18 protein-coding genes are annotated in these 22669 nt (G+C 66.6%); 9 read left to right on the top strand and 9 right to left on the bottom strand.

Annotated elements, in window-relative coordinates; genetic code table 11:
• Window position 1 precedes the first annotated feature (1 nt).
• Entirely contained in the window at window positions 2–1126 is a 1125-nt protein-coding gene (locus FNV92_RS29500) for an ABC transporter ATP-binding protein (protein WP_143843463.1), read from the bottom strand.
• A 199-nt stretch (window positions 1127–1325) separates the two neighbouring features.
• Between FNV92_RS29500 and FNV92_RS29495 the strand changes: the two genes are divergently transcribed.
• The 4 genes from FNV92_RS29495 (at window position 1326) to FNV92_RS29480 (ending at window position 8162) form a co-directional block, all read left to right on the top strand.
• On the top strand, window positions 1326–2096 hold the full coding sequence (locus FNV92_RS29495) for a GntR family transcriptional regulator (protein ID WP_143843464.1): 771 nt from the start codon (window positions 1326–1328) through the stop codon (window positions 2094–2096).
• A gap of 1 nt (window position 2097) precedes the next feature.
• Window positions 2098–2766, top strand: a complete 669-nt coding sequence (locus FNV92_RS29490; RefSeq protein ID WP_143843465.1) for an aspartate/glutamate racemase family protein — start codon at window positions 2098–2100, stop codon at window positions 2764–2766.
• Between the two features lie 126 nt (window positions 2767–2892).
• Window positions 2893–6198 carry an acetyl-CoA carboxylase family protein gene (locus FNV92_RS29485; RefSeq protein ID WP_143843466.1) on the top strand — a complete coding sequence of 1102 codons (3306 nt, stop codon included), beginning with the start codon at window positions 2893–2895 and terminating at the stop codon, window positions 6196–6198.
• Window positions 6199–6293: 95 nt separating this feature from the next.
• On the top strand, window positions 6294–8162 hold the full coding sequence (locus FNV92_RS29480; RefSeq protein ID WP_168213503.1) for a sigma-54-dependent Fis family transcriptional regulator: 1869 nt from the start codon (window positions 6294–6296) through the stop codon (window positions 8160–8162).
• Window positions 8163–8360: 198 nt separating this feature from the next.
• Here the strand turns inward: FNV92_RS29480 and FNV92_RS29475 are convergent, their stop codons facing one another.
• Window positions 8361–8915: a flavin reductase family protein gene (locus tag FNV92_RS29475; protein WP_143843468.1), complete on the bottom strand. Its 555-nt coding sequence runs from the start codon at window positions 8913–8915 to the stop codon at window positions 8361–8363.
• 58 nt (window positions 8916–8973) lie between these two features.
• Entirely contained in the window at window positions 8974–10071 is a 1098-nt protein-coding gene (locus FNV92_RS29470) for an LLM class flavin-dependent oxidoreductase (RefSeq protein WP_143846175.1), read from the bottom strand.
• 218 nt (window positions 10072–10289) lie between these two features.
• Between FNV92_RS29470 and FNV92_RS29465 the strand changes: the two genes are divergently transcribed.
• The 3 genes from FNV92_RS29465 (at window position 10290) to poxB (ending at window position 13667) form a co-directional block, all read left to right on the top strand.
• The gene (locus tag FNV92_RS29465) at window positions 10290–11204 is read left to right on the top strand and encodes a 2-dehydro-3-deoxygalactonokinase (protein WP_334266074.1); all 915 of its coding nucleotides are present in this window, start codon (window positions 10290–10292) and stop codon (window positions 11202–11204) included.
• A gap of 13 nt (window positions 11205–11217) precedes the next feature.
• Window positions 11218–11850, top strand: coding sequence for a 2-dehydro-3-deoxy-6-phosphogalactonate aldolase (locus FNV92_RS29460; protein WP_143843469.1), 633 nt, complete (start codon window positions 11218–11220; stop codon window positions 11848–11850).
• An 80-nt stretch (window positions 11851–11930) separates the two neighbouring features.
• Window positions 11931–13667 carry a ubiquinone-dependent pyruvate dehydrogenase gene (poxB, locus tag FNV92_RS29455; protein WP_143843470.1) on the top strand — a complete coding sequence of 579 codons (1737 nt, stop codon included), beginning with the start codon at window positions 11931–11933 and terminating at the stop codon, window positions 13665–13667.
• A gap of 199 nt (window positions 13668–13866) precedes the next feature.
• Here poxB and FNV92_RS29450 read toward each other — a convergent pair whose 3' ends face one another.
• The gene (locus tag FNV92_RS29450; RefSeq protein WP_015688368.1) at window positions 13867–14232 is read right to left on the bottom strand and encodes a hypothetical protein; all 366 of its coding nucleotides are present in this window, start codon (window positions 14230–14232) and stop codon (window positions 13867–13869) included.
• 67 nt (window positions 14233–14299) lie between these two features.
• Complete coding sequence (locus FNV92_RS29445) at window positions 14300–15223, bottom strand: PaaI family thioesterase (protein ID WP_143843471.1); 924 nt, start codon at window positions 15221–15223, stop codon at window positions 14300–14302.
• 115 nt (window positions 15224–15338) lie between these two features.
• Between FNV92_RS29445 and FNV92_RS29440 the strand changes: the two genes are divergently transcribed.
• Window positions 15339–15659: a hypothetical protein gene (locus FNV92_RS29440; protein ID WP_143843472.1), complete on the top strand. Its 321-nt coding sequence runs from the start codon at window positions 15339–15341 to the stop codon at window positions 15657–15659.
• Window positions 15660–15699: 40 nt separating this feature from the next.
• On the opposite strand, the gene FNV92_RS29435 is transcribed toward FNV92_RS29440, so the two are convergent.
• Both FNV92_RS29435 and atzD read right to left on the bottom strand, forming a co-directional pair.
• A complete protein-coding gene (locus FNV92_RS29435; protein WP_168213504.1) occupies window positions 15700–17169 on the bottom strand; it encodes an amidase in 1470 nt (489 codons plus the stop codon).
• Between the two features lie 108 nt (window positions 17170–17277).
• Window positions 17278–18384: a cyanuric acid amidohydrolase gene (gene atzD / locus FNV92_RS29430; RefSeq protein WP_143843473.1), complete on the bottom strand. Its 1107-nt coding sequence runs from the start codon at window positions 18382–18384 to the stop codon at window positions 17278–17280.
• Between the two features lie 653 nt (window positions 18385–19037).
• On the opposite strand from atzD, the gene FNV92_RS29425 reads away from it, so the two are divergent.
• Window positions 19038–21374 (top strand): Tex family protein, encoded by a 2337-nt coding sequence (locus FNV92_RS29425; RefSeq protein ID WP_143843474.1) that lies wholly within the window; start codon window positions 19038–19040, stop codon window positions 21372–21374.
• Window positions 21375–21384: 10 nt separating this feature from the next.
• Here FNV92_RS29425 and FNV92_RS29420 read toward each other — a convergent pair whose 3' ends face one another.
• Entirely contained in the window at window positions 21385–21756 is a 372-nt protein-coding gene (locus FNV92_RS29420; protein ID WP_143843475.1) for a response regulator transcription factor, read from the bottom strand.
• Window positions 21753–22619, bottom strand: a complete 867-nt coding sequence (locus FNV92_RS29415; protein WP_143843476.1) for a S1C family serine protease — start codon at window positions 22617–22619, stop codon at window positions 21753–21755. Before FNV92_RS29415 ends, FNV92_RS29420 begins: the two co-directional genes overlap by 4 nt.
• Between the last annotated feature and the right edge of the window lie 50 nt (window positions 22620–22669).

Genomic DNA, 22669 nt, shown 5'->3' with positions numbered 1-22669 from the left:
GTCAAACACTCCTTTGCTGATGCTTTGAAACGTCTTCGATCGGCGTGCTGAAAACGCTGACGCGCGAAGTATCGGAGATCGCGAGCCAGGCCGTTTCGCCCGCCTGCGCCTTCGCGATGCCGGCGGCGCGTGCCTGACTTATCTTCACGGCCTCGCCGCTCGCGGTGACGCCTTCGGTGACGCTGACGGCGCCGAGCGGCACCGTGGCGCGGATCGTGACGGGAATTGCGCCCGGTTGCTCTGCGGCGCCGAACGCGATGTTCTCCGGGCGCACCGAGATCGTCACGGGCGTGCCGCGCCTGCGCTGCACGGATCGTCCGAGGTCGATCTCTGGCCCGGAGTCCAGCAGCACGCGATTCGCCTCGGTGACGGTGCCGCGCAAGAGATTAGTGTGGCCGATGAAGCTCGAGATGAAGAGGCTCGCCGGGCGATCGTAGAGCGCGTCAGGGTTGTCGATCTGCTCGATGCGTCCCTTGTTGAGCACGACGATGCGGTCGGCCATCGACAGCGCCTCCTCCTGGTCGTGCGTGACGATGATGGAGGTGACGCCGAACGTCTTCAGCAGGCTCTTGATCTCGATCTGCATGTCGAGGCGCAGATTCTTGTCGAGCGCCGAGAACGGCTCGTCGAGCAGGACGAGGCCCGGATCGATCGCGAGCGCGCGCGCCAGCGCCACGCGCTGTTGCTGTCCGCCCGAGAGTTCTCCGGGTAGCCGGTGTGCAAATGACACCATCTGGGCGAGGCCGAGCATCTGCTCGACCTTTGTCGTGACCTCGGCGCCCGGCCTCTTGCGCGCGCGGAGCCCATAGGCGACGTTTTCAAACACGCTGAGATGGGGAAACAGCGCATAGTTCTGGAATACCATGCCGATGCGGCGCCGGTTGGCGGGGATGTGCTCCACCCGTGCGCCGTCGAAACGGACTTCGCCCCTGGACGGGCGCAGGAAGCCGGCGATGATCTGGAGCATCGTGGTCTTGCCGCAGCCGGACGGCCCGAGCAGCGCGATCAGCTCGCCGGCGGCAACAGTAAGATCGATCTCGTCCAGCGCGACCGTCGCACCGAATGCGTGGCCTATGCCCTTCAGATCCAGCGAATGTCCGCGTGCATCACTCAACGCCAGCTCCATCCTTTGCGATGTCCTCCGCGAGGGGGATAGCAATCGGCGTGCCAGCGTCGCTCGCCTGCCAAGGTGTTGCAGACGCAGCGATAATTTTTAGGCGCCAAATATTGGCGCCAATACAATGATTATATTGTAAACATTATCGTGGCTGGTTTGTGCAAAAAATGGGCTGCGGCAACATTCCAGAATCCTGTAAAAGCGGCGCATGAAGCGAACCAGCCCCCTCAAGCGTAAGCCGAAGCGACCGGCGCCGAAACCCAGGGAGTCCGATGCCGTCGATCCGCGCAGCATCGACGACGATCCCGTGGTTCAGGGTATCCTGACCGCGATCAGCCAGAAGCGGCTCAAGCCCGGCGCCAAGCTCGGCGAGGACAAGCTCGCGGCGGCGTTCGGCACCACGCGGATCCACATCCGCCAGGCGCTGGCCCATCTGGCGTCGCGCAAGGTCGTGATGCAGATCCCGAACCGCGGCGCGTTCGTGTACAGGCCGAGCTGGGAGGAAGCCCGGGACATCTTCGCGGCCCGACGTCTTATCGAGACAGCAACGGTCGCCGCGGCGATCGACCGGCTGGACAAATCGGGCAAGGCCGCGCTGAAGGCGCATATGGAGCTCGAAGCGCGTCACGACCGCAACGACCGTTGGGCCTCGCTGTCGCTCACGGCGGAATTCCACATCCTGGTCGCCAAGCTCGCCGGCAACCAGGTGCTGCTGGACATGTCGCGCGAACTGATGCTGCGGACGTCGCTGGCAATCGCGACATTCGAGCAGCCTGGCGAGCCGGATTGCTCGCCCGACGCGCACCCCGACATCGGCGCGCTGATCCTCGCGCGCGACAGGGCCGGCGCGGTCCATGCCATGCGCCATCACATCGAGGAGATGGAGCAGCGGATCAGGCCGAGGGAGGGCAAGGACGAGGTCGACGAGCTCACCGCGATCTTCCAGGAAATCGGCGCGCGTGCGCGGGCGGGCAGCTAGCATGGCCGGCCGCCGCATCCTGCTGATCAATCCGAACAGCAACGAGGCGACGACCGCGATGATGGTCGCGATCGCGGCGTTTGCGGCTGGCAACGGCTTCGACGTCGTTGGCGCAACGGCGACGCGCGCGCCGAAGATGATCGTGTCGGCAGAGGCGCTGGAGGCGGCTGCACCTGAGGTCGAAGAGATAGCGCTGGCCCGCAGTGCCGGGTGCGACGGCATCATCGTTGCCGCGTTCGGCGATCCCGGTCTCGCCGGGATCAAGGCGGCATTGAGCTTGCCCGCGGTCGGCATCGGAGAGTCATCCATGCTTGACGCAGCCGAAAGTGGCCGCCGCTTCGGCGTCGCGACCACGACGCCGCTGCTGGGCGCGAAGATCGACGCCTTGCCGGAAGCGCTGGGATTGCAATCGCGTTACACCGGCACCCGCTTTGCCGAGGGCCATGCACAAGAGCTGATGCGCGATCCGGCTCGGCTGCGCGAAGCCCTCGCCGGCGCGGTCGAGGCCTGCATCGTGCAGGACGGTGCCGAGGCCGTCATCATCGGCGGCGGGCCGCTCGGCGAGGCTGCACGCGAGCTGCAGCCGATGTTCACTGTCCCCGTCATCGCATCGATCCCGTCTGCCGTGGCGCGGATTATTCGCCTCATCGGGGCGCGCGAGGCCGACTGATATTCCGGCCGACGGGAGCGGTCGTCGCGTCCGGTATTCCCTCCCTTGACGGCTGCAGCCAAAGCGAAGATGCAGGACCACGAACCTGCTGCCCCTGCGCTCGGCTGCGGGCATGGAGATCGCTGCATGTCGTTCAAGAAACTCCTGATCGCCAACCGTGGCGAGATCGCCATCCGCATCGCACGCGCGGCGGCCGATGCAGGCATCGCGACGGTTGCGGTCCACCCCGCGGATGACGCGCTGTCGCTGCATGTACGTGTGGCCGACGAGGCGGTCGAAATCCCCGGCCGCGGTGCGCGGGCCTATCTCGACATCGGGGCGGTGGTGAAGGCTGCCGGGAGTGCCGGCTGCGATGCCGTGCATCCCGGCTACGGCTTCCTCAGCGAGAACGCGGCATTCGCCAAGGCCTGCGCGGAGGCGCGCATCGCCTTCGTCGGACCGAAGGTGACGGCGCTCGAGCTGTTCGGCGACAAGGTCGCGGCGCGGCAATTGGCAAAGCGCTGCGGCGTACCGATCATCGCTGGCACCAGCGGCCCGTCGAGCCTCGAGGAGATCACCGCATTCTTCGAATCCCTGGGCAAGGGCGCCGCGATCGTGATCAAGGCGATGGCCGGCGGCGGCGGCCGCGGCATGCGCGTGGTGGAGAACGCAGGCGATCTCGCCGAGGCCTACGCGCGCTGCCAGTCCGAGGCCAAGGCGGCATTCGGCTTCGACGGCGTCTATGCCGAGCGGCTGATCCGGCAGGCGCGCCACATCGAGGTGCAGATCATCGGCGACCGTCATGGCGCGATCTCGCATCTCTGGGAGCGTGAATGCACCATCCAGCGCCGGCACCAGAAGCTGATCGAGGTGGCGCCGAGCCCGTCCCTGAGCGAGACCTTGCGCGGCCGGATCATCGAGGCGGCGAAGCAGCTCGCGGCTGCGGCGTCGTATGACAATCTCGGCACGTTCGAGTTCCTGGTCGATGGCACGGCCGAGGACAGCTTTGCGTTCATCGAGGCCAATCCGCGGCTCCAGGTCGAGCATACCGTGACGGAAGAAGTACTTGGAATAGACCTCGTCCGTGCCCAGCTCGCGGTCGCATCAGGGGCGACGCTGGCCTCGCTCGGCCTCGCGCAGAGATCGATTCCGAAGCCGCGCGGCTATGCCATGCAGCTCCGCGTCAACATGGAGACGCTGGACGAGATGGGCGCCACGCATCCGACCGGGGGCGTGCTCGCGGTGTTCGAGCCGCCGTCGGGGCCCGGTGTGCGCGTCGATAGCTTTGGCTATGCCGGCTACAAGACCACTGCCGCGTTCGACTCGCTGCTCGCCAAGGTCATCGTTCATACGCCGGGCGAGGCCTGGCATGACGTCGTCGCGAAAGCCTCGCGAGCCCTCCGCGAGTTCCGGATCGACGGCGTCGTCACCAACATGGCTTTCCTCCAGGCGGTGCTCGCGCATCCCGATTTCAGGACCAACCGCATCGCGACCGACTTCATCGATCACAACATCGCAAAGCTCGTCGAGGCCGCCGATGGCGCGGCCAAGCCGCTGTATTTTGCCGCAACTGAGCGCAGTAGCGTTCACGCTACTGAGGCACCCGTCGCGCAGGTGGTGCCTGAAGGCGCTTTGATGGTCGCGGCGCCCTTGCAGGGGACCATCGTCACCATCCAGGTCAAGGAGGGCGAGATCGTGCGCCCCGGCCAGCAGCTCGCCGTGATCGAGTCCATGAAGATGGAGCATCTCGTCACGGCCGAGCAGGGCGGCCGTGTCATGAAGCTCGTTGCCGGCGACGGCGTCACCTTGATGCATGGCGAGCCGATCCTGTATTTGGAGCCGCTCGACGTCGCGGCCGACGCATCGGCGGCGGAGGTGGAGATCGATCTCGACCACATCCGTCCTGATCTCGCTGAGCTGATCGCGCGCCAGGCCAATACGCTCGATGCCAATCGGCCGGCCTCGGTCGAGCGCCGCCGCAACACCAACCAGCGCACCGCGCGCGAAAATGTCGCCCAGCTCGTCGACGACGGCTCGTTCATGGAATATGGTAGTCTCGCCATCGCGGCGCAGCGCCGCCGGCGCAAGGTCGACGATCTCATCAAGAACACGCCGGCCGATGGTCTCGTCATGGGCGTCGCCACGGTGAATGCCGATAAGTTCGGCCCTGAAGGCGGCCGCTGCATCGTCGTGGCCTACGACTACACCGTGCTCGCGGGCACGCAGGGCCACATGAACCACAAGAAGATCGACCGCATGCTGACTTTGGCGGAAGATTGGCACGTGCCCCTGGTGTTCTACGCCGAGGGCGGCGGCGGCCGGCCCGGCGACACCGACCGGCTCGGCATGACCGGCCTCGACGGTCCGTCCTTCGTGCAGTTCGCACGGCTCTCGGGCCTAGTGCCCGTGATCGGTGTGGTCTCCGGCTATTGCTTTGCCGGCAACGCCGCGATGCTCGGCTGCTGCGACGTTATCATCGCCACCAGGAACGCCTCGATCGGCATGGGCGGCCCCGCGATGATCGAGGGCGGCGGGCTCGGCGTGTATCATCCGGCCGAGGTCGGCCCTGTCTCGTTCCAGTCGCCCAACGGCGTCATCGACATCCTTGTCGAGGAGGAGGAGGAGGCGACGGCCGTCGCGCAGAAATATCTGTCCTATTTCCAGGGCGCGGTGACTGAGTGGCAGGCGGCCGACCAGCGGCTGCTGCGCCGCGCCATCCCCGAGAACCGTTTGCGCGTCTACGACATCCGCAGCGTGATCGACCTCGTCGCGGACAAGGACAGCGTGCTGGAGCTGCGCCGGGAGTTCGGCGTCGGAATGATCACGGCGCTGATCCGGATCGAGGGCAAGCCGTTCGGCCTGATCGCCAACAACCCACGCCATCTCGGCGGCGCGATCGACGCCGACGCCGGCGATAAGGCCGCGCGCTTCCTGCAGCTCTGCGACGCCTTCGACCTGCCCATCGTCTCGCTGTGCGACACGCCCGGCTTCATGGTCGGTCCCGAAGCCGAGAAGACCGCGATCGTGCGCCACGTCTCGCGCATGTTCGTCACCGGCGCGAGCCTCACCGTGCCGCTGTTCGGCATCGTGCTGCGCAAGGGCTATGGTCTCGGCGCGCAGTCGATGATCGGCGGCGGCTTCCACGCCTCATTCTTCACCGCGGCCTGGCCGACCGGCGAGTTCGGCGGCATGGGCCTGGAGGGTTATGTCCGGCTCGGCTTCCGCAAGGAGATGGAGGCGATCGCCGACCCCGAGGAGCGCGAGACCTACTACCGCAACAAGGTCGCCGAGCTCTACGCCAACGGCAAGGCGGTCTCGATCGCCTCGGTGTTCGAGATCGACAACGTCATCGACCCCTCCGAGACGCGGCGCTGGATCATGGCGGGCCTGCGCTCGGTCCCGAAGCCAGCGCTGAGGACGGAGAAGAAGCGGCCGTGCATCGACACGTGGTGAGCGCAGTGCAGCAATAGCTGCGTCCCGGTTCCCGATTGACATCCCCGCCTGTGGTGCCAGACTTTGCACAATAATACAGGGTGGAGACGTCCGCGATGGCCAGCCTTTCGGCCTCGAACCATGTCGCCCGTGTCTTGTCGGTCGCCAATCAGGTTACAGACCGGTTGGCCGACGTCGATGCCTCGTCGCGCATTGCCAGTTCGTGGCGGCGATGCGTCATCAGCCACAAGCTCGATCCGGCCCGCCAGGGCCCGCCGCAGACGCTGACCGAGGCAGAAATCCGCCACGTCGCCGAGCCCATGGAGGAGACGATCAGGTTCGTCACGCCCGAGCTCGATGATCTCGCCCGCGTGCTGCGCGACGCCGGCTATTGCGTCAATCTGGCTGATGCGAACGCGACCATGCTGTTCAGCCGTCTGCCGGGCGAGGCCGACGCGAGACTGTTCATGGACTGGAAGATCTATACCGGCTCGAACTTCGCCGAGGCTTTCGAAGGCACCAACGGGCTAGGCACCGCGCTGGCCGAGCAGAAGCCGATCCTGGTGCATCGCGACGAGCATTTTCGTGCGCAGTGGCACATGTTCTCCTGCGCAGTGGCGCCGCTGTTCGACCAGGCCGGCCGGCTCGCCGGTGCCGTCAACATCACCTCGTGCCGCGAGGATCTCGAACGGACCGCGCACCAGCTTGCGCTTGCGGTGACCATGGAGGCGACCCGGCGGATGGAGGGGGCGATCTTCCGCGGCCATTTCCGCAACGCCTGGATCGCCACCGTACCGGGCGATGGCGGCAGTGGCCTGCTCGCCTATGACGACGATCGCCGCATCGTCGGTGCCTGCCGCTCGGCGCGGGCGCTCTTGGGCCTCACGGACGGATTGATCGCATCCGGCATCGGCCTGTCGCGCTATGTCAAGTTCGACCATCACGCCGCGCGTGGCGCGGACGAGACCGTCGAGCTGCGCCGTGCCGATGGCCGCGTATTAGGGCGGGGACACGTCGCGCCGCCGCTGCGCACGAGATCTCCTGCGCCGCGTCGTGACGCGCCTATCGATCGCTACGACGCGATGCACCGGCTCGCCGGCCGCGACCCCGGCCTGATCAAGAGTGTCAGGCGGCTGCGGAGCATCGGCGATCACAATCTGCCGGTGCTGCTGCACGGCGAGACCGGCGTCGGCAAGGACGTGTTCGCGCGTGCGATTCACGCCGCCAGCAGCCGCGCCCGCAACAACTACGTCGCGCTGAACTGCGCGGCGATGCCGGAGAGCCTGATCGATGCCGAGCTGTTCGGCTACGAGGCGGGCGCCTTCACCGGCGCGCGGCGCGACGGCTCGAAGGGCCTGATCGTGCAGGCCGACGGCGGCACGCTGTTCCTCGACGAGATCGGCGACATGCCGATCGCGCTGCAGACGCGTCTCTTGCGCGTGCTGGAGAACCGCGAGGTCTGGCCGCTCGGTGCGCTGAAGCCCGTGCCCGTCGACATCCGCCTGATCAGCGCCACCCACCGCGATCTCGGCCGCATGGCCGAAGAGGGCGCTTTCCGTGCCGATCTCTATTTTCGTCTGCGCGGCATGGAGGTGCGATTGCCGGCTTTGCGCGAGCGCGCCGACCGCGACGACATCATTCGCCAGATTGCGCGCGAGGAGGCTCCGGACTGTCGCTTGTCTGACGATGCGTGGGTGTTGCTCTCGGCCTATCCCTATCCCGGCAACATGCGCCAACTCCGCCACGTGCTCAGGCTTGCGGGCTGCACCGCGGAGGATGGAATCATCACCGATGCCGATCTCGATCTGCCGCCGTTTGGCGGGCGGACGGCGGAATCGGATCTCGCGGCAGCCGAACGCGCGACGATCGTCGAGGCATTGCGCAAGCACGGCGGCCGCGTCACCGAGGCGGCGCGTGCCCTGAAGCTCAGCCGCGCCACGCTGTACCGGAAGATCAAGCTGCTGAAGATCGAGACGACGCAGTAGGCTCTCTTTCTTCGCCTCTCCCCGCGTGCGGGGAGAGGCCGACGCGCGCCGAGCGATGCGAAGCATCGTCCGAAGCGCGGCGGGTGAGGGGCACTGTCCACGAGTCCAATTGCTACCTTCTTCGCGGAGGCTCCCCCTCACCCCAACCCTCTCCCCGCAAGCGGGGCGAGGGAGCGCACCGCTGCCGCCGCCGCTCCCTTACGAAAAATCGCTCCAGCTCAGATGTCGCGAATCGCGATCGCCGACCGTCACGGTGCCGCGGATCTCGTGGGGCATGTGGAAACTGCTGCGCAGGTACACGAGCGGCGAAGCCCCGTCGGAATGCGACGCGCCGCGGACCTCGCCGACGAAGATCGAATGCGTCTTCGTCTCGAACTCCTGCGCCAGCACGCAGTCGAACGCGGCGACCGCATCCGTCAACACCGGCGCGCCGGTCGTGCCGCGCGTCCATTGGCCGAAAGCAAAACGGTCATCGCCGTTGACGCCTTTCTGGCCGCTGAAGGTCAGCGCCAGCGCCGCGTGGTCCTCGTGCAGGAAGTTGATCGCAAAAGCCCTTTCCTCGCGGATGCGCGCATGCGCGCTGGCGTTGCGGTTGACGCAGACGATCAGCGACGGCGGATTGTCCGACAGCGAACAGGCCGACGTGACTGTCAGTCCCGTGCGCTTGCCGTGTTCGGCGCCCACCGTGACCAGTGCGACCGCGCCGGCGCATTGGCGCATCGCCTGCTTGAAATCCTTCGCGTCCACGCTCACGCCAAAAATCTCCGAAATGAATGCGGGTGCGGCACGATCGCGCCGCACCCGCTGTCGGTCAAGCTGCCTTCTTCGCGGAGCCGAGATGCTTCAGGCGCGGCATCACCTCGTTCTTGAGCAGCGAGAGCGAGTGGTGCCAGGCTTCCGGCTTGTGCTTGTAGTCGAAGCCGAACACGCAGAGCACGCCGAAGCCGCCGACCTCGTCGTAAATCTTCTCGATCTTCTCGGCGACGGTGGCCGGCGAGCCGACGATCCAGTTCCGCTTGGCGCAATATTCGACGGTGACGTCGCTGTCGGGCACGTCGGGCGCGTGCTTCAGATAGTCCTTGAAGCCGAAATGGCCGAGCAGCGGCAGGAAGTACTCGCCCATCATCCGGCCCATCATGTCGCCGGTCGAGAGCTTCCATGCCTCCTCGTCGGTGTCGGCGACGAACACCTCGCGCACCAGGCGCCAATCGGCGCGGTTCGGCTTGCGCCCGGTCTTGGCGGCGCCGATCTCGACCGAGTCCCAATGGCTGCCGACATAGGCCGGGTTGAGGTTGAGGCTCATCGGGATGAAGCCGCGCTCGCCGGCAAGCTTCAGCGTGTCCGAGTTCTTCGACAGGCCGGCGACACCGATCGGCGGATGCGGTGTCTGCAACGGCTTGATGTGCGGCTTGAGGAAGTCGAACATCGTGTCCGGCTTGGAGACCGTCCAGAACTTGCCCTTGTAGGTCCAGGGCGCGGGATCGCTCCACATCTTCAGGATGATCTCGAGCGCCTCGCGGGTCATGTCGCGGTTCTGCCCGCTCATGCCGTCGACGTTGAACATCGCCCAGTCGCTCGGCAGGCCGGATGCGGCGACGCCGAAATTGAGCCGGCCTCCGGAGAGGTGGTCGAGCATGGCGACGCGGTTGGCGAGCTCGGCCGGGTGATGATAGGGCAGCAGGAACCCGCCCGGTCCAATGCGGATATTCTTGGTCTGCATCAGTGCCTGCGCGATCAGCAGGTCGGGGGTGGGATTGGGTTCCCAGGGCGCGGTGTGGTGCTCGCCGATCCAGGCTTCCTGATAGCCGAGCTCGTCGAGCCAGCGCAGGACCTGCAGGTCCCAGTCGTGTCCTTCCTTCAGGCCGCACTCCGGCGGATGCGAAGGCATCGTGAAATAGCCGATCTCCATGGGTTTCCTCATCTGATGTTGACGCGTCTTGTTGCGCGGTTCACGGACGTGAGCGGAGGCAATTCAGCAAGCGCTGTGCCAGCGCGGCGGGCGGCTCAGACCTGCGAGAAAGCGCTGGTTTGCGGCGGCAATTGCCGATATTCCGGGGCGGATTTGCAGGACGTCGTCTCATTGTCGCGAGACGGCGTCTTGCCGGTGAGACGAGGACAAGAGTCGAGATGACCGCACCCGCCTATGTCGCGGTGGACTGGGGCACCAGCAGCTTCCGGCTGTGGCTGGTCGATCGCGCCGGCCAGGTGTTGGCGACGCGACGCAGCGACGAGGGCATGCTGGCGGCGGCCAAAGTGGGTTTTGCCGGCGTGCTGCAGTCGCATCTGGCGGCCGTCGAGGCTCCCGCCCGGCTGCCGGTTCTCATCTGCGGCATGGCCGGTGCCAAGACCGGCTGGGTCGAGGCCGGCTATGTCGATACGCCGGCGCCGCTCGCTGCCGTCCTGAAGCAGGCCGCGCGCGTGGGGGGCGAGGCGCGCGACATCCGCATCCTGCCCGGCATCGCGCAGCGCGACGCCAGCGCACCTGACGTGATGCGTGGCGAGGAGACGCAATTGCTCGGCGCACTCGGCCTTGCGGCCGCAGGCGAGGCGCTGGTCTGCATGCCCGGCACACATTCGAAATGGGTGCGGGTGAAGGACGGCGCCGTCGCACATTTCTCGACCTTCATGACCGGCGAGCTGTTCAGCGTGGTCTCACGCGAGACGATTCTGTCGCTTGCGGTTGCCGGCGCCGACGATGCCGAGGATGTCGCGAGCTTCAAGGCGGCGGTGAAAGCCGCTTACGACGCGCCGGCCTTCGCGGCCAATCTCCTGTTCACCGCGCGGTCGCGGCAGCTGCTGTTCGGCGGCACGCCGGCCGCCGCGCGCGAAACGCTGTCGGGTACGTTGATCGGCGCCGAGCTGGCGGCAGGACTCTCCGGCGCGGTACCGAAGGCAGGCATTACGCTGATTGCCTCAGGGCGGCTCGCGGCGCTGTACCGGCACGCCTTCGATGCGTTGTCGATCGCCGTGCAGCCGATCGACGCCGATGAAGCCGTCCGCCGCGGCCTGTCGATGGCGGCGGCCGCGATCTGGACGAGATAGAAGGACACCGAAGATGAGCGTTCCCTTTCCGCCGATGAAGCGACCGTTGGTCGCGATCCTGCGCGGCGTCAAGCCCGAGGAGACCGAGGCTATCGTCGGCGTGCTGATCGAGGCCGGCATGACCGCGATCGAGATTCCCCTCAACTCGCCCGATCCGTTCCGCTCGATCGCGACCGCCGTGAAGCTGGCGCCATCAGGCGTGCTGATCGGCGCAGGCACCGTGCTGACCACCTCGGATGTCGATCGCCTCAATGACGTCGGCGGCAAGCTGATGGTCTCGCCGAATGTGGATACGCAGGTGCTCGCGCGTGCGCATCAATACGCCATGGTGACGTTGCCGGGCGTGTTCTCTCCGACCGAGGCGCTGCTCGCGGCGCGCTCCGGCGCCTCCGGCCTTAAGTTCTTTCCGGCCAGCGTGCTCGGCGCCTCCGGCATCGCCGCCATTCGCGCCGTGCTGCCATCAGGCGTGCTGATCGCCGCCGTCGGCGGCGTCTCCGACCAGAATTTCGCGGAGTACATCAAGGGCGGTGTGACTGCGTTCGGGCTCGGCTCCAGTCTCTATAAGCCCGGCATGTCGGCCGCCGACGTCGCGGCGCGCGCCAGGGTGACGATCGCGGCCTACGATCGGGCGATTGCGAAAGACTGAAGCAGCAATAAACAAGCCGTGATCTGGTCGCCGCCGCGCGTTATCCTATCGTGCATCACTCGCGGAATCAGGAGACCGACATGGCGATCAACAACGTGGCCGAACTGTTCGTGGCAACGCTCGAACAGGCCGGCGTCAAGCGCATCTATGGCATCGTCGGCGACAGTCTGAACGCGTTCACCGAGGCGCTGCGCCGCCGCGGCACCATCGAATGGATCCATGTCCGGCACGAAGAGGTCGCGGCGTTCGCCGCCGCCGGCGAAGCCGAGATGACCGGAAGCCTCGCGGTCTGCGCGGGCTCGTGCGGCCCCGGCAATCTGCATCTGATCAACGGCCTGTTCGACGCGCATCGCAGCCGCGTTCCGGTGCTGGCGATCGCGGCGCAGATCCCATCGGCCGAGATCGGCGGCGGCTACTTCCAGGAAACCCATCCGCAGAACCTGTTTCGCGAATGCAGCCATTATTGCGAGATGGTCTCGGACCAGAGCCAGCTGCCGTACGTTATTGAGAACGCAATCCGCGCGGCCGTGGGCTTGCGCGGTGTTGCGGTCATTGTCATGCCCGGCGATGTCGCCTTCCGCGACCCGCCGAAGCGTGCGCTGTCGACGGCGCGCGGGCTCGCGCTGGCGGCCCCGAAGGTCGTGCCCCAGGCCGATGAGCTGAAAGCACTGGCGGATCTCCTCAACGGCGCCGAGCGCATCACGCTGTTCTGCGGCCGCGGCTGCGCCGGCGCGCATGCGCCGCTGATGCAGCTCGCAGAAAGCCTGAAGAGCCCGATCGTCCATGCGCTCGGCGGCAAGGAGCATGTCGAGTACGACAACCCCTACGACGTCGGCATGACCGGCTTCATCGGCTTCTCCTCCGGCTACGCCGCCATGCACGCCTGCGACGCCCTCGTGATGCTCGGCACGGATTTTCCCTACAAGCAGTTCTTCCCGACCGACTGCCAGATCGCGCAGGTCGACATTCGCCCAGAAAATCTGGGGCGGCGCTGCAAGATCGATCTCGGCCTCGTCGGCGACGTCAAGCTCACCATCGAGGCGCTGCTGCCGCTGCTGAAGAGCAAGACGCAGCGCAAGCATCTCGACGACGCCATCACGCATTACAAGAAGGCACGCGAAGGCCTCGATTCGCTCGCCAAGGGTACGCCGGGATCAAAGCCGATCCATCCGCAATACCTCGCAAAAGTCATCAGCGACCACGCCTCCGACGATGCCGTGTTCACCGCCGATGTCGGCACGCCGACGGTGTGGGCGGCACGCTATCTCGACATGAACGGCCGGCGCCGGCTGATCGGCTCGTTCGTGCACGGCTCGATGGCCAACGCCATGCCGCAGGCGATCGGCGCGCAGGCCTCTCAACCCGGCCGTCAGGTGATCTCGCTGTCGGGCGACGGCGGCTTCACCATGCTGATGGGCGATCTGATCACGCTGACGCAGATGAAGCTGCCGGTGAAGGTCGTGGTCTTCAACAACGGCGTGCTCGGCTTCGTCGCGCTGGAGATGAAGGCCGCGGGCTTCGTCGACACCAATGTAGATCTGGAAAATCCCGACTTCGCCGCCATGGCGCGTGCGATGGGCATCTTCGCCAGGCGGGTCGAGGACCCCGGCGAGCTTCCGGGCGCCGTCAAGGAGATGCTGGCGCATAACGGACCGGCATTGCTCGACGTCGTCACCGCCAAGCAGGAGCTGTCGATGCCGCCGACCATCACGGCCGAGCAGGTCAAGGGCTTCAGCCTGTGGGTGCTGCGCGCGGTGATGAGCGGCCGCGGCGACGAGGTCATCGATCTCGCCAAGACCAATCTGCTATCGCGCTGAAGCGCACCGAATTTTGGTTGAATTCAGTGCAAGCCAAGAAGGCGGTTCACCTCTCCCGCTTGCGGGGGAGGTCGGCGCGAAGCGCCGGGTGGGGGTTCTCTCGACACGGGGAGTGTCTCGATCGTGGAGGCACCCCCGCCCCAGCCCTCCCCCGCAAGCGGGAGAGGGAGCGCACCAACATCGCGGGAGCAAGTGCGAGCTAACCCCGCTTCGCCGATGGCACCGTCAGCCGCTCGTGGCGGCGCTGGAAGCGTTGCCAGTGCAGCACGATGCCGATCAGCAGCGCCGGCACGAAACCGAGCGCGATCAGGAAATGCGGCAGCTGGGTCGGCGAGATGAACGCGATGGCGATGTCGGAGATCAGCCAGAGCGCTGCGAACATCACCGCAAAATCCAGTCGCGGGCAGCGGAGATAGTAGAACACGGCGGTGATGACGATGGCCGGCCCGATCGCGATGCCGATCATCACCGCCGTCAGCTCCTTCGGCGTCAGCGCATCGAGCACCATCGATGCCAGCAGCCAGAGCGCGGCGAACATGGCGATGATGTCGAGCGGATGCCGCAACCCAATACCTCTCGCAGAAAGCGCGCTATCGTTGTTGCCCGGTCCCCGGTCGTCAAGGGAAAATAGCCTATTCCTCGTCGTTTCCGGGCGTTGGCCGCAGCATGAAATGACCGAAGGCGGAGGCGATCGGCTTGTTCGCGTTGTCTTGCCAGGCCCGCGCCTCGAAGGCGACGATGCGCCGGCCCTGCTTCACGATCGAGACGTTGGCGAAGGTGTCGAGCGCGCGGCCGGAGCGGAGATAGTTGACGGTGAGGCCGATCGGCTTGGGCAGCGCGGCGATGCCGAGCTCGCGCCTCACGCCGAAAATCGCGGTGGTTTCGAGGAAGGCGCCGGTCATGCCGCCATGGATCGCGGGCAGGATCGGATTGCCGATGATCTGCGGCGAGAACGGCATCGTCAGCGTGCCGTCGTCGTTGACGCGAATGCCGAGGGCGCGCGCGAACGGGCTGCTCGCGAACGGGCCGTCCGGATCGTCCGGCGCCTCCAGCGTCGGAATGCTGCGCGCATCCATCCTGCGGTCGGCCAGCATGTTGGTGCGGTTGGCGCCGATCATGAAGCAGGCGGTTGCGGTGGCGACTGGATCGTCCTCGGACTCCTGATAGGCGGTGGAGCGCACGAAGGCGATCGAGCGGGTGGTGCGGTAGCAGACCGAATGCGCCTTGATGTCGAGACCGGGCGTGGCCGGCTTCTGGTAATCGATGCGCAGATCGAGGGTTGCGATCGCGCTCGTGCCGTCGAGCGCGAGTTGCACCGCCATGCCGCAGCTCTCGTCCAGCATCGCGGTGACGACGCCGCCATGCAGCACGCCGGTCTCGGTGTCGCCGACGAACACCGGACGGTAGGGCAGGCTGGACCAGGCCTCGGCCGGCGCGAAGCGGTCGAGCTGGAGCCCGCTGATATGGCCGTAATCGGAGCGGCGGCCCTTGATGGCTTCGGCAAGTTCCTCGAACGGGAGCGTGGCCGGAGAGTTCGACGTCGATGAGCTGGACATGCCAACGTTCTAGACCAGTGTCGGGCGTCGCGCAAAAGCCCGAACAGGCCTCGACACGGCGGGCCGAAGCAACGATGGTGGGCGCTTCGTCCGTCGACCAGCCCAAGGAGAGCCCATGGCCGATCCCGAAACGCCCGCCACCAGCCAGGGGCCAGTCACCATTTCGAGCTCCAGCGCCGAGCGGGCGCCGATCATCTATTTCGACGGCGCCTCCTGCTTCGGCCATCACAACGGCGCGATCCAGATCGAGCTCGCCGCGAACTTGCTGATGCCGGTCGGCGCCGCCGTCAGGGTCGATGTGGTCCAGACCGCACACTTACGTTGCAGCGTGGCCGCGGCGCTTGCCCTGCGCGAGGCGCTCGACAAGGCGCTGGCGATGTTCAGGCAGGGGCAGCAGCAGCCGACAGCGGAGGAAATTCCGATGGTGAAGAACTGAGGTGGGAGGCGCGATCGCTTCTCGATGCGATCGCGGTCTTTCAGCTCACATGCACCTTCGGCTTCTTGCCATCGTTCCACTTGCCGTCGAGCGCGCGCTCGATCTGGGCGGCGAGTTGCAGCAGGAGGCCGTCATTGGCCTGCTTGGCGATCGCCTGGATACCGAGCGGCAGGCCGTGATCCTGGCTCGCCATCGGCATCGAGATCGCGGGCATGCCGCAGAGGTTTGCGAGCGGGGTGAAGGCGAAGAAGCGCCAGAGATTGCCGAACCAGTCGAGCACATCAGGATTGTCGGAGATGGTGAGATATTCCCTGGTGCCGACCTTCGGCGTCGGCAGCGCGGTGATCGGCGTCAGGATCACGTCCCACTGCTCGAAGAACGCGCCGAAACCGCGCGAGGTCGTGTTGAACACGCCCTGCATCTTCGCCCGCTCGGCGAAGCTGGTGTTGCGGCCGGCTTCCCAGATCCGGATGTTCATGGGCTCGATCAGATCTTCCGGCGGCTTGTCCAACCCACGTGCGGCGAGCATGTTGGAGATCACCACCGCGAAGTTCGAAACGTAGCACATCGTCTGCGCCTCGAACGCGGCGCGGAAGTCGAGCTCTGGCAGAGCGTAGTCGACGTGATGGCCGAGACCTTCGAGGAAGCGGCCGGTCTTCTCCAGCTCGGCGGCGATCTCCGGCGTCGCGGTGTAGTCGCCCCAGGTATGCGACAGCGCGATGCGCAACTTCGACGGATCGCGCTTGATCATCTCCGAATAGGGCTGCGCCGTGGTCCAGAACGGCATGAATTCGCCGGGCGCAGGTCCGCGGGCGTGGTCGACGAAGGCGGCGGTGTCGCGCACGCTGCGCGACTGGCAGCCCTGGATCGAGACGAGGCCGGTGAGATCGGACATGTGCGGGGCGAGCGAGAACACGCCGCGCGACACTTTCAAGCCGATATTGCCGTTGACCCCGGCGGGAATGCGGATCGAGCCGCCGCCGTCGGTCGCATGCGCGATCGGCACCACGCCGGCCGCGACCATCGCGGCACTGCCTGCCGACGAGCCGCAGGTGGTGTAGTCGGTATTCCAGGGATTGCGCGTGACGTACACGGCGGGATTGTCGGCCGAAGAGCACACGCCGAATTCCGGCGTCGTTGTGCGGCCGATCAAATTGAGGCCGGCCTGGCGGAATTTACCGGTCAGGAACGTGTCGGCCGCAGCGCGATTGCCGCGCATCAGCAGCGAGCCCATCTCCTGCAGCCGGCCCTTCATGGTCGGCCCGAGGTCCTTCATCAGGAAGGGCAGGCCGGCGAACGCGCCGCCGAGATTGGCGCCGTCCTTGGCCGGATCGGCGATCACGTCCTCGAACAGCTCGACCACGCCCGACAGCGCCGGATTGACCTTGGCCACGCCTGCGGCCGCCTGGCGCGCCAATTCCTTCGCCGTCAGCTCACCCTTGCGGACGCGCGCCGCCAGCCCAACGCCATCGTGCTGCGCCCATTCGTTCCAGCTCATCGGCAAAGTCATGAAGTCATAATCCCTTGAGGTGCGGCATCACCTTTTTCGCAAGGGCCCGCGTGAATCAACTGAGCCGGCGCGAGGGGCAGGGTTGCGCCGGGCGGAGAGGTCTCTGCGTCAGTAAGCCAGTCGGGCGACCACCGCAACCGGCCCACCGCCAGCCGGACCCTGATGCTCGGCGCCGCCGGAAACATAAATCGCGCCGGTGCCGGCAAGGCCCGCGATCAGGCCGCCGACCGCAGCGCGGGCATGGCGTGTCGAACTGATGTCGGTATCTTCCAGCATGGTGTGGCGGAAGCCGCGCACGCTGCCATCAGGCGACGCCTCGGCCTTGGCGAAGATGTTGACGAGCTCGCGGCCCGGCTGCGGATCTGCACCGAGCCCGACGCTCCTCAATGCCGCCATCACCGCCGCGGCGTCGATCGCATCGCCCATCACAGCATGCCCGATCTCGAATTCGCTCGCCGAAGATGCCGAATTGCCGAGCACGATGACGACGTTGTGCATCAGTTCGATCCCGGACGAGGTCGAGGCGACCTTCGAGAACAGATCATAGCGGCGCAGTACGTCGTCGTCGCCGATGTCGGAGGCGATTTCGCCGAGCGCGACCGCAACCCCGAGCGCGGAAGCACCCCGCGAATAGGCCATCGAGCTGTACGCACTTGTCGTTGCGGTCTTGTTGCCGCGCGCGTTTGCCGCCGCGACGCGGTCGCTGGTGAGCAGCGGGCACTTGATCTGCACGAAATGGACGTCGGCCGGTTCGGAAATGCCGGCATCCGCCATCGCGGCCTTCACGGCTTTCGCCGTCTCGGCGATCTGTGCCGAGCGGCCGAGCTCTTCGGGCAGGAAGTCGCGGGTGTGGGCCATGCCGATGCTCAGGCGCTTGCCGGACAGACCCGCTGCTGGCCGATCGATCTCTTGCCGCGTGAACACGGTGATATGCGGGCTGAGCACCCCCTCGGTGCCGCCCGACATCACGAAGGCGATGCGCTGCTCGACCTCGTGCGCGGAAAGGCCGAGCCGCGGCGACAGCGCCGTGCACAGCGCGGCCACCGCATATTCCCGGGTAAAGTCGTTGACGCCGCCATTGCCCTCGGTCTTGCCGAGGATCGCCAGGATCGATGCCGCGTCGATCGCGCCTGAAACGATCATGGCCATGAGGCCGGAAACGTCGCCGGGGCCCCTGGTGGCGATCTTGAAGACGCCGACCGATGTGGCTGGCATGACTGGTCCTCGGAGTGTGGTGGTCCGGCCGGAGCAAACAGGCGTGGAACGGAGGCGTCTGTCAAGTGCAACAGTATGGCGCGCATCCCGGCTTATGAACAGGCAAAGCTCGAGCGAAACACGCCGCGAGGATGCGAAGGCGTGTCTGAGATTCAAGGTGCGAACCGAAAGAGCGGCGCCATTGCCTCATGCTCAGTCATTGCGAGCGCCGCGAAGCAATCCAGAGTCTTTCCGCAGAGGGATTCTGGATTGCTTCGCGGCGCTCGCAATGACGAGGGGGAGAGTGCGCGCGACCCACTCCGCTCTCGCGCCCCGGACGCAGCGCAGCGTCTCCCCGGCGATGCGAAGCATCGTCCGGTGCGACGGTGCGCTGCAGAGCCGGGGCCCATCTCGCCGAGTGCACCCGTGTCGCTTCCTGGCTCCCGGCTCTGCGCCGCAACGCAAGAGCGTTGCAGCGCGTCCGGACACGAACACAATGACCGACGCAGCGGCAAATTCACGATTATGGCGAGATCGCATCGATTCGACAAAAATTCCTCTGTCGACGGTTACGCGCCGCACCTTGATGAATCAACCTTGGTTGGTCCATAAGCGGCGTCCCGCAGCCGGTGGTTCGCCGCCGCCTTGCGTGCTTGGAATAGAGGGATTCTCGCGTGGCAAATATCAACCAGAAAATTGCGCAGGAGCTTGGGGTCCGGGCGGAGCAGGTCGAGGCGACGGTGACGCTGCTCGACGGTGGCGCCACGGTTCCCTTCATCGCGCGCTACCGCAAGGAAGCGACCGGTGCGCTCGACGACGCGCAATTGCGCACCCTGGAGGAGCGCCTGGGTTACCTGCGCGAGCTGGAAGACCGCCGCAAGGCCATCCTCGAATCGGTCCGCGAGCAGGGCAAGCTCGATGCCGCGCTGGAGGCCGCCATCCTCGCCGCCGACAGCAAGGCGCGTCTGGAAGACATCTATCTGCCGTTCAAGCCGAAGCGCCGCACCAAGGCCGAGATCGCCAAGGAAGCCGGCCTCGAGCCGCTCGCCAATCAGCTCATGGCGGAGCCCGGCAACGATCCGAAAGTCGTAGCCGAAACCTTCGTCAATGCCGAGAAGGGCGTCGCGGATGCCGCCGCCGCACTCGATGGCGCCCGTGCTATCCTGGTCGAGCGCTTCGACGAGGACGCCGACCTGATCGGTGCGTTGCGCGAAGATGTCTGGACCAATGCGCGCATGGCCTCCAAGGTGCGCGACGGCAAGAAGACCGACGGCGAGAAGTTCGCCGACTATTTCGAATTCTCTGAGCCGCTGACCAAGCTGCCCTCGCACCGCATCCTCGCGATGTTCCGCGGCGAGAAGGAAGAGATCCTCGATCTGCAGATTCAGGCCGAAGAGCCGCCGCCGCCGGGCGTGCCTGGAGTCTACGAGCTGAAGATCATGAAGCGGTTTGGCATCGCCGACCTCAAGCGCCCCGGCGACCGCTGGCTGATCGACACCGTGCGCTGGGCCTGGCGCACCAAGATTCAGGTGCACCTCAACATCGATCTTCGCATGCGGCTGTGGAACGCGGCCGAGACCGAGGCGGTGCGCGTGTTCGCGTCGAATTTGCGCGACCTGCTGCTGGCCGCGCCGGCCGGCACCCGCGTCACCATGGGGCTCGATCCCGGCTTCCGCACCGGCGTCAAGGTCGCCGTCACCGACGCGACCGGCAAGGTGGTCGATACCGCCGTGATCTATCCGCACGAGCCACAGCGGCAGTGGAACGAGGCGCTCGCGATCCTCGGCAAGCTGGCGCTGAAGCATCGCGTCGAGCTGATCGCGATCGGCAACGGCACCGCCTCGCGCGAAACCGACAAGCTCGCGGGCGATCTCGTCAAGGGCCTCGCCGAGCTGAAGATGACCAAGATCGTGGTGTCGGAAGCCGGTGCGTCGGTGTATTCGGCCTCGGCTTTCGCCTCGGAGGAACTGCCCGGTCTCGACGTCACCCTGCGCGGCGCGGTCTCGATCGCGCGCCGCCTGCAGGATCCGCTCGCCGAGCTCGTCAAGATCGAGCCCAAGGCGATCGGCGTCGGCCAGTATCAGCACGACCTCGGCCAGGCCAAGCTTGCAAAATCGCTCGATGCGGTGGTGGAAGACTGCGTGAACGCGGTCGGCGTCAACGTCAACACCGCGTCCGCGCCGCTGCTGGCGCGCGTGTCGGGCGTCGGCTCGGGTCTCGCACAGAGCATCGTGGCGCATCGTGACGCCAACGGCCCGTTCAAGTCGCGCAAGGCGCTGAAGGAGGTGCCGCGGCTCGGGCCGAAGGCGTTCGAGCAGTGCGCCGGCTTCCTGCGCATCCTCGGCGGCGAAGACCCGCTCGACGCCTCCGGCGTGCATCCGGAAGCCTATCCGGTGGTGCGCCGGATTCTCGCCGCGACCAAGAGCGACATCAAGGCGCTGATCGGCTCTAGCGAGATCGTGCGCACGCTGAAGCCGAAGGATTTCGTCGACGAGACTTTTGGTTTGCCGACCGTCACCGACATCCTGCGCGAGCTGGAAAAGCCCGGCCGCGACCCGCGTCCGGCGTTCAAGGCCGCGGTGTTCAAGGAAGGCGTCGAGGAGATCAAGCATCTCCAGAAGGGCATGATCCTCGAGGGTACCGTGACCAACGTCGCCGCCTTCGGCGCCTTCGTCGACATCGGCGTGCACCAGGACGGCCTCGTGCACATCTCGGCGATGTCGAAGACCTACATCAAGGACCCGCGCGAGGTGGTGAAGCCCGGTGACATCGTCAAGGTCAAGGTGCTGGATTTCGAGGTCGCCCGCAAGCGTATCTCATTGACGCTGCGGCTCGACGACGAGGTCGGCGCCAAGAAGGACGCGCCCGGCATGCAGCGCGACAACAGCACGCGCAATCCCGCCCGCATGACGTCGTCGGCGCCGCGCAAACAGGAGTCCTCCGGCGGCGGCGGCGCCCTCGCCGAAGCGATGCGGCGCGCGGCCGAGAAGAACGGCGGCAAGCGCGCGTGAGGCGCGCTGCCTAGAGCTCGATCACGCCGCGGCGCGCCGCATGCGCCACCGCGTCGGTGCGGCCGGTGGCGTCGAGCTTGTCGAGCAGCGAGCCGACGTGGAATTTCACCGTGTGCACGGAGATGCCGAGCCGGCGTGCGATCATCTTGTTGGAGGCGCCCTCGGCCATCAATGCGAGCACGTCGAGTTCGCGCTGGGTCAGTGTGATGTCATCGGGCATGCTGCGCGGATCGCGGGCAACGATCGTCGCCGCGGCGGTCTCGCCGGGCGCGGCAAGGCGAAGTCCCGCGACACTGCCGAGCAGAGCCGCGAGGCGATCGGAGAGGGCCGGGTCGTCGATCTCCAGCGACAGCACGATCTCCGGCGTGGTGTCGCCGCTCACGCCTCCGGCCTCTCGCCGACCGTGACCTTGAAGCTGACCGGCTCGCCGCCGCGGCGTGCAGAGACATCGACCACGGCGCCGACGCTTGCCGGGCCGAGCGTGCGTGACAGCGCGCGCACGCCGGATAACTTCTGATCGTTGACCGCGATGATCACGTCACCCTGGCGAATGCCGGCGGTGGCGGACGGCCCGGCCTGGTCGACATTCATCACCATCGCGCCCATGCCGTCGTCGAGCCGCACCGGCTGCAGCCCGAGGCCGAGATAGCCGCGCGCGATACGGCCGCGCGTCTCGAGCTGCGCCGCAACGCGCGCGATCGTCGCCGTGGGAATGACGAGCACCCGCCGCGGTCCGAGCACCGCCATGCCGTAGGCCTCGCCCGCTGCATCGAGTGCAAGCCCGCCTTGCTGGCCGAAGCGCAGGCGCGCGTCGAGTTCGATCCGGGCATCGATGTCGCCGCCACGCAAGGAGCGCCAGCCCTTGCCGGATGCCGACACCATGCCGAGCGCCGCGCTCGGCGCGTCGCGATCGGTAGCGACCACGACCGACAGCGTACCGAGGGGCGGGACCGTGGCGGCGAGCTTGACCGGGGCCAGATCGGTGTCGGCGCGCAACAGCGCGATGTCGGTGGTGTGGTCGCGGCCGGCGATCGTCGCGGCGACCGTGCTGCCGTCGGGGAGGCCGATCTGTACCTCGCCCTCGTCGGCCAGCGCTTCGTCGGCGGTGACGATCAGGCCGGGCTTCCAGACGAAGCCGGTGGCGCGGGAGCGATGCGAGTGCACGGAGACGACGGACGGCGCGGTGCGCGCCACGACATCCGCGAGCGCGGACGACAATGAAGACAGAGGCGTGGAATCGGCCATGGGATGCTCCTTTAAGCTGCCTCCAATCTGGGATGCCGCGAAGGATTGCG

It is taken from the genome of Bradyrhizobium cosmicum, assembly GCF_007290395.2.
GTDB lineage: Bacteria > Pseudomonadota > Alphaproteobacteria > Rhizobiales > Xanthobacteraceae > Bradyrhizobium > Bradyrhizobium cosmicum.
Note: the sequence above shows the minus strand (reverse complement) of the source record. Positions and strands in the feature narration are given on the sequence as shown.